Raw genomic sequence first — 13,479 nt, forward strand, 5'->3', positions numbered from 1 at the left:
AAGCCGGCCGGCTTGGCAACTGCGGAGCTGCTACTCGTTTTTTTAACGCAATACCCATGCCAGCCTCAGGCCTGGACAATCCTAAGCTTGGAAAGTGATCTTGCCGCCACAGATGGTGGTAACCGGCCGCACGGTGTGCAGCGCCTCCGGCGCCGTCTTCTCGATATCGGCCGACAAAACCACGATATCGGCGAGGTATCCGGGCTTCAGGCGCCCCTTGCGGTGTTCCATGAACTCGGCATAGGCGCCTTCGACCGTGTAGCCGGCAATCGCTTCATGCAGCGAGAAGCTCTGGTCCGGCAGGCCTTCTGCCCAAGGTTTGCGCATCACCGCCGCCTGGATGCCCAGGATCGGGTCAACCGGCGAGACCGGCCAGTCGGATGCGAAGACGACCCGCGCGCCGGCATTCTTCAAGGTGCGCCAGGCATAGCTCAGCGGCCACTTATCGCGGCCGATGCGCGAGATCGTCGGCTCCAGCGGGAAATTCATCGCGCCCGGCGGATGCGGCGGCTGCATCGAGGCGAGCACGCCGAACTCGGCGAAACGCGGCACATCGGACGGGGTGATTACTTCGATGTGCTCGATGCGGTGCCGGCTGTCGCGCCTGCCGTTTTTCTTCACTGCCGCCTGGTAACCGTCGAGCACGGCGCGCACCGCTCCGTCTCCGATCGAATGAACGGCGATCTGCAGGCCGCGCCTGTCGGCTTCGGCCGCAACCTCGGCGAAATGCTCGGGGGAAAAAAGCGGCTCGCCGCGCCAGCCCGGACGGTCGGCATAATCGTCGACCATCACCGCGGTCCAGGAATCCAGCACCCCGTCGTAGAAGACCTTGACCATGCCGGACGACAGCCACTCGGAATTGTACGCCGCCGCCATGCGCGAGGCTTTTTCCAGCATGTCCAGCTTCATGAAATTCTTGAAGTGGAACGGGATCTTGGTGCGGCAGATGAGCCGTCCTTCCTCTTGCAGCCCGGCGAGCAGCTCGAGCTGGTAGAGGTTGCCGTCCATGTTCTGGATCGAAGTGATGCCGTGCTTTGCGCACCACTCGAGCCCGCGGTGCATGAGATCGCCGTCGGCGGCAAGCTCCGCTGCCGACGGATAGGGATCCGGCTCCGCACCTTCGAGGCCGAGCCGTGTCCGGTTCGCGCCGAAATGGTCGAGCACGGGACCGAACGCCTCGCCTTCGCGCAACTCGCCGGCGGCAAGCCCGTCCGCGCCCATGACGATTTCGTTGCCTGGTCCCACCTGCTTGCCATGCAGCAGGCCGGCCTCTTCCAGCGCCTTGGTGTTCGCCCACATCGTGTGATGGTCGGAGGCCGACATGGCGAAGGGCCGGTCGGGAATGATGCGGTCGAGGTGATGGCGGGTCACCGGCTCGGGCAGGATCGCATAGTCTACACCGGCGCCGATCAGCAGCCCAGCTTTCGGACGCTTCGCCGCAAAGCCTTGAATCGCGTCGCGAAGCGCGTCGAAGCCCTGCACGCCTGCAAGATGCAGATTGTCGAGCTCGGCCGCGCCGCCGAACAAATGCATGTGCGCTTCGATGAAGCCCGGCAGGACGGAGCCGCCCTGAGCATCGACGACACGAGTGGCAGGGCCTTTGCAGTCGCGGACGCTATCGCGATCTGCGATCGCAATAATCTTATCACCTTTGATGGCAATGGCCTGGGCGGCGGGGGTATCCGGATCCATCGTCAATATGCTGGCGTTCTCGACGATAAGATCGGCCGTTTGCGGCATCATTTTCTCCCATTTGTGCCTAGGCTAGCAGAGTATTGGCGCCTGGCAAGCCGTCCCATGCTGGCCCGAACGACAAATTTGAAATGCCCCTTGGCGGCGCCGGAACTCTCTGCCACAAAGCTGTTTGAGGCCCCGTAACCAGAACTCGAACAGCGAGCCAACTCCCAAAATGAAGACAGTTTTTTCGCCGCTTCACGCCGGTCACGCCGGCCAGATGGAACTGGTCACCTCGGCGATCGTGCCGGGTTTCGAGAAGCCCTCGCGGGCCGAATTCATCAAGGCAAGGGTGGAAAGCGAGAAGCTGGGGCCGATCATCGGGCCGGTCGAGCACGACCTTGCCGCCGCCAAGCGCGTGCATGAAGCGCACTACATCGATTTCCTGCCGACGGTTTGGCCGGAATGGGTCGCCGCCGGCTTCAAGGGCTCGGCGATGGGCTTCACCTGGCCGACGCGCGGCCTGCGCGGCGATGTCCCGCCGAAGCGCATTGACGCCCTGCTCGGCTACTATTCCTTCGATGCCGGCGCCACTTTCGTCGAAGGCACATGGAAGGCGATCAAGTCATCCTATGACGTCGCGCTGACGGCGGCCGCACTGGTCAAGGGCGGCGAGCGGACCGCCTTCGCGCTCTGCCGCCCGCCGGGCCACCATGCCGGCGCTGCCTTCATGGGCGGCTACTGCTTCATCAACAACGCCGCCGTCGTCGCGCAACGGTTCCGCGACCAGGGCGCAAGCCGTGTCTCGATCCTCGATGTCGATTACCACCACGGCAATGGCACGCAGGAGATTTTCTATCGCCGCGGCGACGTCCAGGTGCTCAACCTGCATGGCGATCCGATGGTCGAGTACCCCTTCTTCCTCGGCCATGCCGACGAGCGCGGCGAGGATGAAGGCGAAGGCTTCAACATCAACTACCCGATGCCCTTCGGCACCGACTGGGACGGCTGGAACGCGGCGCTGGAAGACGCCTGCACCAAGCTTGCCGCCTATGCGCCGGACGTGGTCGTGGTCTCGCTCGGCGTCGACACCTTCGAGAAGGATCCGATCAGCCAGTTCAAGCTGAAGAGCGAAGACTATCCCAAGATCGGCCGGCGCATCGCCAAGCTCGGCCTGCCGACGCTGTTCGTCATGGAAGGCGGCTACGCGGTTGAGGAAATCGGCATCAACGTCGTCGGCGTGCTGACCGGCTTCGAGGTCCGCTGAGCCATATCTGATCAAAAGGACGCGCTCCACCTGCAACGGAGCGTTATTTTTTCGATTTCACCGGGAAATCATCGGCTCGATGCAGCTCTGAAGCCACCCCCAAGCAACGCGATGAGCAGCCGCTGAGTCGCAACAAGAGTCCAGCGGATTCGATTTTGTCAAATCGCGTTTGATGTCGGATTCATCTGCGGGTAGATTAGACCCGAATCAGCCGGTCCACGGGGGGGCGCGGCGACCACCCAAAGTCTCAAGTTCCGGCGTCCTGCCGGTACCAGACGCGGACGGCTTCGCGTTCCCTGTAAGGATTCGGCTCGTTTGGGCGCTGTGCGCGCCCGTGAGTGTGTCTTCGTAAACGTGACGCGTTTCGGGTCCGAGCGCTGGCCAATGCCAGCACCGGGCGCAAGGATCGATTCCGGTCAGAATATCAAAATGAGCAGTCCCGCCGTGCTTCTTCAATCCGACGCTTCAGGCTCGCGCCTGGCGTCGCGCGGCGATCTCACCAGTTTCTTCATGCAGCTTTCAGCCGATATCGGCGCCGACAGCTATATGCTGGTCGCCATGGTGCACGATCAGGATCGAAACGACGCGCGTATCGTGTCGTCGAACTGGATTTTCGACGCCATCGAGCTGATCGGCAAGAGGCTGATCGCCAATCTTGCGCTCGGCCCGCTGACGGCAGCGCCGGGCGTACGTCCCAAGCCATTGGTCGCGGCTCATGCGCCCGATGCCGGCGCGCTACTGAACGGCGAGGAAGCGCGTCTGCTCGATGTGCTCGGCCACGCCGAGATCTATTCGCTGAGGTTGAATGTCGGCCGCCAGCGTCTTTTCGTGCTGTTTTCCGCCGCCGAGCCCGGCAAGATCGACCTTACGGCCCTGATGAAGGCGCAGCTGAAATGCTGCTACGCGCTGTCCAGCATCCCGCAATTGATCGCCGCGGCATCCATGCAGGATCCGCTGTCGGACCGCGAGCGCGAATGCCTGTTCTGGGTATCGGAGGGCAAGACCACCGACGAGGTGGCCCTCATCCTTGGCGTCTCGTCGAACACCGTCAACAGCTACATCACGCATGCCATCCAGAAATTCGCGGCCTCGAACCGGGCGATGGCGATTGCGACCGCGATCAGGAGCGGCATCATTTGAAGCACGCACAGATCAAAGAGGCCGCTGCCGCCCTTTTCAACGAGCAGCGCAATCCGTTCGGCGCCTTCTCGCTCGGATCGGAGACGCATCACGCGGTGACCATTCCGGACGCCGTGCGCCGCTGCCGCTGGATCGCGGTCGATATCAACGCTTCTGGTTTCGGACTGTTCTTCGTCAGCCCCTCGCTGGAGCGAGCGCGCCTGGTCGCCTGCTTCGATTCGGATTATCCGTCGACCGGCCTCACCACCAAATTCATCTCGGGCGCCAGCGGCGAGGAAATGGTGCGCCACAGCCGCATCTCGACGACGCCGCGCTGGTGGGCCGACAGCGGCATGGCCGTTTCGCAGCAGAGGTTGGAGAGCCTGGCATGGTCCGAACCGACCGCGCCGCTGGCGCCCGGCACCGACGGCATCGCCTTTCCGGTGCATGCGGAGCGCGGCCAGTGCGGGCTGGTCGTCTTCCTGGGGCCGGATATGACCCTTTCGGACGACACGCTATGTGAAATCCACGCGCGCTGCTTTGCCCTGTTTGCGTCGGTCGCCCGCATCCGTCCGAGCGAAACCGGCAGGACGCGCGCCATTTCCAAGCGCGAACTCGAATGCCTGAAGCTGACCGCCAACGGCAACACCAGCGAGGAGATCGCGAAGCTCCTGAAACTGTCGGTGCACACCGCCAACCAGTATCTCACCCAGTCGACGCAGAAGCTCAACGCTGTCAACCGCAACCAGGCGGTCGCGAAGGCGCTGCGCCTTGGCCTGATCGAGTAGCTCGCCCAGGCCAGGCGCCGAGACCTGAAACATCGTCAGGGAAAAGCGAGCGGCTCGGTCCTCCGGATGCGCGCCTCGTCGATCGCGTCCTCGAGCAGGGCGGTGTTGTGCTCCGGCGTCTCGCCCGGCTTCTCGAAAGAGACGTAATTGACGATTACGGACGTGCCCTGCCCGGTCAGCATCAGCTGGAAATAGACGGTTACGCCGCGCGGCCGAAGCTCGAGATCGAGCACGATGCGCGGGCTGCCGCTCCAGTCGACATGCGCTTCGCCGCCATGACCGAGCCTGAGCGTGCCCGGCTGGAAATAGAGCTCCGCAGCCGAGTCCACCAGGTCCGACAGGCAGGCGAAATGCTCCAGCCGGATAAAGGCGATATAGTCAGCGACCTCGATCAGGCGCAGCTCGCCCACCACGTCCTGGATGGCATTGGCGACGATCTGCTCGCGTGAATTGGCGTGTGGTTGCCGGTTCATGGATAGAAACAGCGTCCGATCATTGGGTTACTTTTCGCTCGGCCTTCTTCGAGTAGACGATCCGCACCAATTCGGCGACCGCCTGGTAGAATTGCGACGGGATCACGCTATCAACTGAAACTTGCTTGTACATGGAGCGGGCAAGCGCCACGTCCTCGAAGATCGGGATGTTGTTCTCTCTCGCGATCTCGCGGATTTTCAGCGCCACCAGATCCTGGCCCTTGGCGAGCACCAGCGGAGCGGAGTCCTCTTCGCGCACATATTTCAGCGCGATGGAATAGTGCGTCGGATTGGCGATGACGAGCGTCGCGCGCGGCACCGCCGTCATCATGCGCCGCCGCGCCCGGTCACGCGCCAGCGAGCGCAGGCGCGACTTCACGATCGGATCGCCTTCCGACTGCTTCAGCTCGTCTTTCACTTCCTGCTTGGTCATGCGCAGGTCACGCCGCCAGTGGAAGCGCGACCAGACGATGTCGGCGACCGCGATCACCCCCATGACGAACACGATCGCCACCAATATGTCGACGAAGATGCCGCGGATGACCATGCCGAACGACACCGGGTTGGTGATCATGCCGGCGAGCAGCCTGCGGTGATCTTCCGACAGCGTGAAGGCCAGCACGGCGATGGCGAAGGCAAGCTTGGCCAGCGACTTCGCGAATTCGACAAAGCCTTGCGCGCCGAACAGGCGGCTCCAGCCCTTGGCGATCGAAATGCGCGACAGCTGCGGCCGGATTCGTTCGCCGACGAATTGCGGGATGTTCTGGAACACCGAAGCGCCGACGCCGGCGACCACCAGCAGCACCAGCAGGCTGACGACGGCTCGACCGATTTCGAACAGCACGGTCTTGTAGAGCTCGATGACGTCGGTCTCGGTGTCCATCGGCCAAGCTTCCGGCTTTTCCAGGAACATGGCGAGGAACATGCCGAGATTGACGATGGCGTCCTTGGCGTAAAAGACGCTGAACACCAGTATGGCGAGGAAGGAAGCAAAGATCGCCGTCTCGCGCGAGTGAGGCAGCTTGCCCTGCTCGATCGTGTCGCGGATCTTCTTTTCTGTGGCTTCCTCGGTTTTGGAATCCTTGTCGACCGCCTCAGCCATGATGCCCTGACCGCATTGCTGTCGTCAGGCGGCTTCGGCAGTGGTCTGCATCGAGGGAAGCTCGAATGCTCCCTGCCGCGAGAGACGAATGGTCGCCACGGCGATCGTCTTTCGCGCCGCCATGATGTCGGCCAGCGCGATACCTTCCGATCCCTGTCCGAGCTCGGATTCGATCATGCGGCGCGAGCGTGCGCCGATCGCCGACAGCACGGATTCGGTAAGCTCCGCCGGCGCGCCGCGCAAAGCCAGTGTGACGAGCTCCGTCGACAGTCCGTCGAACAGAAGCACGCGCGCCTTCTGGGCGAGCAGCGGCAAGTCGTCGAAGGCAAACAGCCGCGACCTGATCCCGGCCAGATCCGGCGTGCCGGCTTCCTCCAGGTCCTGCATGAGTTCGTCGAGCTCGGGCTTGGCCATCTCGTTGAGCACGCTGGCGACGCGCTCCTGGCCGACCGACGTGTCCCTGGTCGCTTTTTGCGAAAGCACGTTGGCGCGCAACTGGTTCTCGACGATCCTGGCTGCCGCTTCCGGAATGTTGGCCATCGTCACCATGCGCTTGATGATCTGGCTGCGTATCGGCTTTTCCATCGTCAGCAGCACATTGGCCGCGGTCTGCGGCGCAAGCTTCGACAACACCATGGCGGACGTTTGCGGGTGTTCGCCGGCGAGGAAGGTGCCCAGGCGCGTCGGCTCGAGCTTTTCCAGATCCGGCCAGATCGGCGGCGGTCCCTCAGGAGCGGGCTCGAACTTCTTCTCGCCCATGATGGCGCTCATTTCCTCCGGCGACAGCGATTCGTTGAGGATCGTGTCCATCCGGTCCGCCGAATCCAGCAGGCCTGCGCCCTCGGTGAACTCGGCCTCGAATTCCGCAACGATGCGCTCCAGATCGGTTTGCGGAATGGTGCGCAGCAGCCGCGCGCCCTCGATCAACGCCTTCAGCTCCTCCTGCTTGAAGAATTTGAGCAGCCGGCTGGCCGAGGGCTTGCCCATCGCCACCAGGATGGCGGCGGCCTTTTGCGGGCGCGTGAGCGTCAACGACGTCATTGGGCCTGGCTCCGCTGCCGGTGAATGCTCTCGCCGTCCATGCTCAGGCGCTCTTGGTAGCAGCGTTGATTTCGGTAAGCCTGATGCCGAAGCGCGTCGGATCGTGTTCCAGCACCGTGATCTCGCCGCGCGCGATTCTGCGGCCGTTGACCACCACGTCGACCGGCTCGCCTATGCGGCGGTTGAGCGCTACCGTCGAGCCCTTCTGCAGCGCCATCAGCTCCGAGACCGGCATTTCGGTGCTGCCCAGAATGATCTGCACATCGACCGGGATCGTCATGATGATCGAGGAATTGGCGCCGGCCTGCAGGGCGGCTTCGGGGCGGTTCTCCTCCTCCCGCAGCACGCCGCGCAATTCCTCGATGGCGCGGTCGAGCTGCTCGTCCGGCTGGTCGGCTTCGGGTTCGGCTTCCAAGTTGGTCTTTGCCATGCCTCGTCTCCAATAATCCCAAGCCAGGCCTCAGCCCGGCACCAATCCGTCGATGAAATCCTGCCCGCCATCGTGGGGATGCCGGATGCGGACCGTGTAGTTCTGTCCGAGCTTGCCGAACTCGCAGACAAACAGCGTCTTGTCGCGCGCGCTGAGCTTTGCCTGCAGCTGCGCATCTTCCTCGAACTCGATCACCTGTCCGGGCTGGAAGGCGGCGAGATCGCCAAGCGACAGCCGGGCGAGCGGCATGGTGGCCTCGAGCCGCACGGCCGAGCGCATCACTTCTTCCGAAAAGCGGGCTCGCCAGTCGAATTCCGTCGTCTGGTCGCCGCCGTGATCGGCGGTGGCGCCGCGGGTCGCCAAAAGGATTCGCTGCGGGATCATCACCGTCACCGTGCCGGTGTCGGTCGGCGTCGAGATGCCATAGATGATGCGAACCGCCGCCCCGTCGCGCAGCACGCGCCGTTTCGCCTCGTTGCCGGACATCGCCCTCGGGAGAGGCTGGCGCAGCTCGAGAGAACGCCGGCCCGATCCGTTCAGCGCCATCGCGACCTCTTGGAAGACGGTGGTGGCGACGTCGGTCTCGATCTGTGACAGGTCGCGCTCGATCGGCGCCACCGGCTGATCCGGGTCGCCGCCGAACAGCGCCTGGACCATGACGGCGATCGCCGACGCGTCCATGACGAGCGTCATAGCGTCGGCCGACGTCGGCGACGGAACGATGGTCATGGCGAAGGTTTCGCCCGCGCGCATACGCGCATCGGGGACACGTCCCACTTCGACCGCCTGCAGGTCGACGGTGACCGGCGCGCCAAGCTCTCCAAGGGCTTTCTGCAGCAGCGGCAGCGAGCGCTCGGCCATGCCGCGGCCGACGCCGATCACCTGCGCGGCCTCGCCGCTGTCGCCGACGAGACGCTCGATGATGAGAGCCCGGGTTTGCGACGGACTTGCCGGACTGGTCATGACGCCAAACGGCCCCGGCTGAAGTTCTGCATGCTCAGGCCGCCTTCTTCTCGGCGGTGCCGGTGTTCATCGTGCTCTGCTCGACGGCATCGATCGTCGGACGCTCATAGGACGAGATGGTCTTGCGGCCGAACTCGATCGCGACCTGCGGCAAGGCGCCGTTCATGTAAGCGAGCAGCGTCTGCTTGACGATGATGTAGAGGCGGTTCTTCTTCTCGCGCACCGTCTTGATCTTGGTGGCGACCGGACCGACCACGGCATAGGACAGGAAGATGCCGAGGAAGGTTCCGACGAGCGCAGCACCGATCAGCCCGCCGAGAATTTCCGGCGATTGGTCGAGCGCGCCCATCGCCTTCACCACGCCGAGCACGGCCGCGACGATGCCGAGTGCCGGCAGGCCGTCGCCGACCGCGACCATCGCGTGATAGGCCTTCAGCTTGTCGGTGCGGATAGTCTGGATCTCCTCATCCATCAGCGCCTCGATCTCGTGCGAGCGCGCATTGCCGATGATTATGATGCGGCAATAGTCGCAGATGAAATGCGTCAGGTCGTGGTTCTTGAGCACGGTCGGGAACGCCTGGAAGATCGCCGACTCTTCCGGATTGTCGATATGCGCCTCGACCTCGCTGCGCGACTTCGATCGCAACTCGCGCATCAGGCTGTGCAGGACGCCCAGCGTTTCGAGATAGTCGCGCTCCTTCGGCACGGCCTGCTTGAAGGCCTCGAGAATGCCCTTGCCGGTGTCCTTGACCGTCTTCATCGGGTTGGCGACGAGGAAAGTGCCGAGCGCTGCGCCGCAGATGACCACCGCTTCCCAAGGCTGGATCAGCACATGCAGATGCCCACCCATGGCCATGAAGCCACCGAGCACGCAGCCAAGCGTCACCACAAGTCCGATCAGAATACCCACGACAGGTCCTTCCGCATGTCACGTCGGGGATCAGGGATAGTCCTCGTGCCTTGTGTGAGGCTTGAATCGCGATGCGGAAACCGATTCAGCCTCGCACAAGGAAGCATCGCTATCGTCACCGGAAAGCTTCGGCCGGAGGCGCAGATGTTGAACACCTATACGAGCTATCAGCTCATCGCCAAGGACATCCCAAAGGCAATCGACCAGGTCGAGTCGCAGCCCGTCGTCAAGCGTGAGACCGACTACTATTTGGCCAATATCGGCAACGTCAAAAGCATCGACGATTTCGTCAATAATACTCGGCTGTTCAACTACGCGATGAAGGCGTACGGGCTGGAAGACATGGCCTATGCCAAGGCCTTCATGGTCAAGGCGCTCAAGGAAGGCGTGTCCGACTCCGACAGCTTCGCCAACAAGCTGAGCGACAAGCGTTACGCCGACTTCGTCAAAGCGTTCAACTTTGCGGCTTACGGCTCGACCGCCACGCTCTATCCTTCCGCCCAGCAAGGCGCGGTCGACAAATACATGCGCCAGACGCTGGAGGAGAATGCCGGCGAGACCAATCAGGGCGTGCGGCTGGCGCTCTATTTCCAGCGTAAGGCGCCTGACATCAACAGCTGGTATGACGTGCTCGCCGACACGGCCCTTTCGAGCGTGGTGCGCACCGCTCTCGGCCTGCCCGACTCCATCGCGTCCGCCGACATCGACAAGCAGGCGCAGATGTTCGAGCAGAAGCTCGATATCGCCGACTTCAAGGATCCCGACAAGCTGAACACGTTCCTTACCCGCTTCACCAGCCTGTGGGAGATCAACAATCCGACGACCACTGCCGTGACCTCGGTCAGCGTGCTGTTCGCGCAACCGACCACGGTCGGCATCTCGACCGATCTGATGATGGCCATGCAGAAGCTGAAGTTCTGAGAACACCATGCAGGACAGTCTCTACGTCGCCCTCTCCTCGCAGATTGCGCTCGAACGCCGTCTCGACACCATCGCCGACAACGTCGCCAACGCTTCGACCATCGGCTTTCGCGCCACCGGCGTGAAATTCGAGGACGTGGTCTCCGGCACCGGGCCGAAGTCGGTATCCTTCGCATCCTCCGGCAAGACCTATCTTTCCAGCGCGCACGGGTCGCTGACCGAAACCGGCAATCCTTTCGATTTCGCCATACAAGGCGACGCCTGGTTCGCCATCGAGACGCCGGCCGGCACGGTGATGACCCGCGACGGCCGTTTCTCTATGAACGAGAACGGCGAGCTGATGTCGATCGAAGGCTATCCGGTGCTGGACAGCGGCGGCGCACCGATCCAGCTCGATCCGCGCAACGGTCCGCCCAAGGCCGGCGCCGATGGCTCGCTACGCCAAAACGACCAGCTCGTCGGCGCCATCGGCCTCTACGATTTCGACCCCGGCGCCAATTTCGTCCGCTACGGCAATTCGGGCATCGTTCCCGCGCGGACCCCGGAACCGGTCACCGACCGCTCCGATGTCGGCGTAGCTCAAGGGTTTCTCGAGGAATCCAACGTCAATCCGGTGCTGGAGATGACCCGGCTGATCCAGGTGCAGCGCGCCTTCGAGAATACGGCTGCGCTGATCCGGCAGAGTGCTTCGTCCACCGACGATGCGATCAAGACGCTCGGCGACAAGTAACGGGATGGCGAACGGCTCGTCCCTGCTCCGCGCGCCCGAGAAGCTTGCAGACGCCGGTCCCACGGATCGGCTGGCCGCGCTGGAACGCATCTGGCGGCGGTTCGACAACCCGGAAACGCTGCTCAGCCGCGGCGGCCGCGTCGTCGAGATCTCGCCCACTCACTACAAGGTGCACGGCCTTTCGGACATTGCCAGGCTCGGCGACATCGTCGAGCAGCGCGGCAAGACCGGCACGCGCCGCGGCGAGATCGTCAGGATAGGCCGCGACGAGGTGGTGGTCGCGCCGTTCGAGCGCCACGCCGATGCCGGCATCGGCGACACCGTTTTCCGGCGCGGCCCACTCGCGGTCGCGCCGGATGTTTCCTGGCGCGGGCGCGCCATCGACGCTTTGACTCGCGTCATCGACGGCGGCCCGCCGCTGGTCAGGCCGAATGCCGCCGGCAGCGCCGACACATTGACGCCCGGCGCCATGTCGCGGCAGCGGGTCGACACCGGCTTCCTGACCGGAGTGCGGGTGATCGACATCTTCACGCCGCTCTGCTTCGGCCAGCGGCTCGGCATTTTCGCCGGCTCCGGCGTCGGCAAGTCGACGCTGCTTGCCATGCTCGCAGGCGCCGAGGCCTTCGACACGGTGGTCGTGGCGCTGATCGGCGAGCGCGGCCGCGAGGTGCGCGAATTCCTCGAGGACACCATCGGCGCCGACAGCATGGCCAAGACCGTCGCGGTCGTCGCCACCAGCGACGAGAGCGCCATGATGCGCCGGCGCGCGCCCGACACAGCCATGCGCGTGGCCGAGCATTTCCGCGACCAGGGCCATCGCGTGCTACTGGTGCTGGATTCGATCACCCGCTTTGCCCATGCGCTGCGCGAGGTGGCGACGGGCACCGGCGAGCCGCCGGTCGCGCGCGGCTACCCGGCATCGGTCTTCACCGATCTGCCGAAGCTGCTCGAGCGCGCCGGACCAGGCGCCGAGGGCAAAGGCTCGATCACCGCCATCATCTCGGTGCTGGTGGACGGCGACGACCACAACGATCCGGTGGCCGATTCGGTGCGCGGCATCCTCGATGGCCACGTCGTGCTCGACCGCGCGATCGCCGAGCAGGGACGCTACCCGCCGGTCAATCCGCTGTCGTCGATCTCACGTCTCGCCGACAAGGCCTGGAGCGCGGAGCAGCGCATGCTGGTGACAAGGCTGAAAGCGATGATCGCGCGCTTCGAGGACACGCGCGACATCCGTCTGCTCGGCGCCTATCAGGGCGGCGCCGACGCCGAGCTCGACATCGCCGTGCGCCAGGTGCCGCTGATCTACGACGCGCTCACGCAGTCGCCGAGGGACCGCGCGTCGGCCGATCCGTTCACCGATCTCGCCCGCCATCTCAAGGGGAAGCAGAATGGCGATCAAGGAGACTGACCTGCAACAGACCGAGCGCATGCTGCGTGAGATGATTGCCGAGGCCAAGGCCGCCGAGGAGGCCGACGCCAGCCGCGACTCGCTCATCAACGGCCTGTTCCCGAAAAAGGTGGAGTGGCCCCAGCCGCCGCCGGCCCAGTTCCCCCGCCTGGCCAACAGGAAAGCGGACCGGCGCAGCGATTTCGTCGTCGCAGCGCTCGGCATCACGCTGGGCCTGATCTGCGCGCTGTTTCCCTGGTATATCTTTTTCAACCAGGAGCAGTTCGGCGTCCAGACCATCAAGTTCGGCGGCAGCGGCAGCAATTCGGGACGCGAGGGCGGCGGCGTCGCGGCCGAACGCAGCGGACCGCTGACGGCCAAGGACGTTCCCAACGCCGATATCGACCTCCTTGCCACTGGAACGGTGCAGGACGAACCCCCGCCGGCGCCTGGCGACCAGCCCTTCCCTGCGGCCGCGGCGGAATTCAGGATGGTGCATGTCGCCAATGGCCGCGCAATGATCGAGGACGACACCGGCCTGTGGATCGTCCAGCGCGGCTCCGTCCTGCCGGACTCCAGCCGCGTCGCCGCGATCGAGCAGCGCGGTGGCAAGTGGGTGATCGTCACCGATGCCAACAAGGTGATCCAGCTTTCCAGGTAATGGCCTCGTA

Annotated in this window: 14 protein-coding genes; 7 read left to right on the top strand and 7 right to left on the bottom strand. The window is 64.1% G+C overall.

Annotated features, from left to right (window positions below; genetic code table 11):
- Positions 1-81: 81 nt before the first annotated feature.
- Positions 82-1,740, bottom strand: coding sequence for an amidohydrolase (locus tag CK215_RS08930; RefSeq protein WP_095830856.1), 1,659 nt, complete (start codon positions 1,738-1,740; stop codon positions 82-84).
- A gap of 169 nt (positions 1,741-1,909) precedes the next feature.
- Between CK215_RS08930 and CK215_RS08935 the strand changes: the two genes are divergently transcribed.
- The 3 genes from CK215_RS08935 (at position 1,910) to CK215_RS08945 (ending at position 4,848) form a co-directional block, all read left to right on the top strand.
- Positions 1,910-2,941 carry a histone deacetylase family protein gene (locus CK215_RS08935; RefSeq protein WP_095830728.1) on the top strand — a complete coding sequence of 344 codons (1,032 nt, stop codon included), beginning with the start codon at positions 1,910-1,912 and terminating at the stop codon, positions 2,939-2,941.
- A 429-nt stretch (positions 2,942-3,370) separates the two neighbouring features.
- Positions 3,371-4,081, top strand: coding sequence for a helix-turn-helix transcriptional regulator (locus CK215_RS08940; RefSeq protein WP_095830729.1), 711 nt, complete (start codon positions 3,371-3,373; stop codon positions 4,079-4,081).
- Entirely contained in the window at positions 4,078-4,848 is a 771-nt protein-coding gene (locus tag CK215_RS08945) for a helix-turn-helix transcriptional regulator (RefSeq protein WP_067326107.1), read from the top strand. The genes CK215_RS08940 and CK215_RS08945 overlap by 4 nt, the downstream gene beginning before the upstream one ends.
- 35 nt (positions 4,849-4,883) lie before the next feature.
- Here the strand turns inward: CK215_RS08945 and CK215_RS08950 are convergent, their stop codons facing one another.
- From CK215_RS08950 to motA, 6 genes are read right to left on the bottom strand one after another with little or no spacing between them, the layout of a single operon-like run.
- A complete protein-coding gene (locus tag CK215_RS08950) occupies positions 4,884-5,321 on the bottom strand; it encodes a hypothetical protein (protein WP_067002370.1) in 438 nt (145 codons plus the stop codon).
- A gap of 19 nt (positions 5,322-5,340) precedes the next feature.
- Positions 5,341-6,423: a flagellar biosynthesis protein FlhB gene (gene flhB, locus CK215_RS08955; protein ID WP_095830730.1), complete on the bottom strand. Its 1,083-nt coding sequence runs from the start codon at positions 6,421-6,423 to the stop codon at positions 5,341-5,343.
- Between the two features lie 24 nt (positions 6,424-6,447).
- Positions 6,448-7,464, bottom strand: coding sequence for a flagellar motor switch protein FliG (locus CK215_RS08960; protein ID WP_095830731.1), 1,017 nt, complete (start codon positions 7,462-7,464; stop codon positions 6,448-6,450).
- Between the two features lie 43 nt (positions 7,465-7,507).
- Entirely contained in the window at positions 7,508-7,894 is a 387-nt protein-coding gene (gene fliN, locus CK215_RS08965; RefSeq protein ID WP_095781163.1) for a flagellar motor switch protein FliN, read from the bottom strand.
- Positions 7,895-7,924: 30 nt separating this feature from the next.
- Entirely contained in the window at positions 7,925-8,857 is a 933-nt protein-coding gene (locus tag CK215_RS08970) for a FliM/FliN family flagellar motor switch protein (RefSeq protein WP_095830732.1), read from the bottom strand.
- Between the two features lie 34 nt (positions 8,858-8,891).
- Positions 8,892-9,767 carry a flagellar motor stator protein MotA gene (gene motA, locus CK215_RS08975; protein WP_067002381.1) on the bottom strand — a complete coding sequence of 292 codons (876 nt, stop codon included), beginning with the start codon at positions 9,765-9,767 and terminating at the stop codon, positions 8,892-8,894.
- A gap of 144 nt (positions 9,768-9,911) precedes the next feature.
- Here motA and CK215_RS08980 point away from each other — a divergent pair, with 144 nt between their 5' ends.
- The 4 genes from CK215_RS08980 to CK215_RS08995 are packed head-to-tail and all read left to right on the top strand — an operon-like array spanning position 9,912 to position 13,469.
- Positions 9,912-10,688, top strand: a complete 777-nt coding sequence (locus tag CK215_RS08980) for a DUF1217 domain-containing protein (RefSeq protein WP_067002383.1) — start codon at positions 9,912-9,914, stop codon at positions 10,686-10,688.
- Positions 10,689-10,695: 7 nt separating this feature from the next.
- Positions 10,696-11,418, top strand: a complete 723-nt coding sequence (gene flgF / locus CK215_RS08985) for a flagellar basal-body rod protein FlgF (protein WP_067002386.1) — start codon at positions 10,696-10,698, stop codon at positions 11,416-11,418.
- Positions 11,419-11,422: 4 nt separating this feature from the next.
- Entirely contained in the window at positions 11,423-12,829 is a 1,407-nt protein-coding gene (gene fliI / locus CK215_RS08990; protein WP_095830733.1) for a flagellar protein export ATPase FliI, read from the top strand.
- A complete protein-coding gene (locus tag CK215_RS08995) occupies positions 12,810-13,469 on the top strand; it encodes a hypothetical protein (protein ID WP_095830734.1) in 660 nt (219 codons plus the stop codon). The genes fliI and CK215_RS08995 overlap by 20 nt, the downstream gene beginning before the upstream one ends.
- The last annotated feature ends 10 nt before the right edge of the window (positions 13,470-13,479 follow it).

Source organism: Mesorhizobium sp. WSM3864, assembly GCF_002294955.1.
GTDB lineage: Bacteria > Pseudomonadota > Alphaproteobacteria > Rhizobiales > Rhizobiaceae > Mesorhizobium.

Excerpts from the sequence above, each read along its gene's own strand:
- CK215_RS08930 (WP_095830856.1), bottom strand. The coding sequence starts at position 1,740 with ATGCCGCAAACGGCCGATCTTATCGTCGAGAACGCCAGCATATTGACG.
- CK215_RS08935 (WP_095830728.1), top strand. The coding sequence starts at position 1,910 with ATGAAGACAGTTTTTTCGCCGCTTCACGCCGGTCACGCCGGCCAGATG.
- CK215_RS08940 (WP_095830729.1), top strand. The coding sequence starts at position 3,371 with ATGAGCAGTCCCGCCGTGCTTCTTCAATCCGACGCTTCAGGCTCGCGC.
- CK215_RS08950 (WP_067002370.1), bottom strand. The coding sequence starts at position 5,321 with ATGAACCGGCAACCACACGCCAATTCACGCGAGCAGATCGTCGCCAAT.
- flhB (WP_095830730.1), bottom strand. The coding sequence starts at position 6,423 with ATGGCTGAGGCGGTCGACAAGGATTCCAAAACCGAGGAAGCCACAGAA.
- CK215_RS08960 (WP_095830731.1), bottom strand. The coding sequence starts at position 7,464 with ATGACGTCGTTGACGCTCACGCGCCCGCAAAAGGCCGCCGCCATCCTG.
- fliN (WP_095781163.1), bottom strand. The coding sequence starts at position 7,894 with ATGGCAAAGACCAACTTGGAAGCCGAACCCGAAGCCGACCAGCCGGAC.
- CK215_RS08970 (WP_095830732.1), bottom strand. The coding sequence starts at position 8,857 with ATGACCAGTCCGGCAAGTCCGTCGCAAACCCGGGCTCTCATCATCGAG.
- CK215_RS08980 (WP_067002383.1), top strand. The coding sequence starts at position 9,912 with ATGTTGAACACCTATACGAGCTATCAGCTCATCGCCAAGGACATCCCA.
- flgF (WP_067002386.1), top strand. The coding sequence starts at position 10,696 with ATGCAGGACAGTCTCTACGTCGCCCTCTCCTCGCAGATTGCGCTCGAA.
- fliI (WP_095830733.1), top strand. The coding sequence starts at position 11,423 with ATGGCGAACGGCTCGTCCCTGCTCCGCGCGCCCGAGAAGCTTGCAGAC.
- CK215_RS08995 (WP_095830734.1), top strand. The coding sequence starts at position 12,810 with ATGGCGATCAAGGAGACTGACCTGCAACAGACCGAGCGCATGCTGCGT.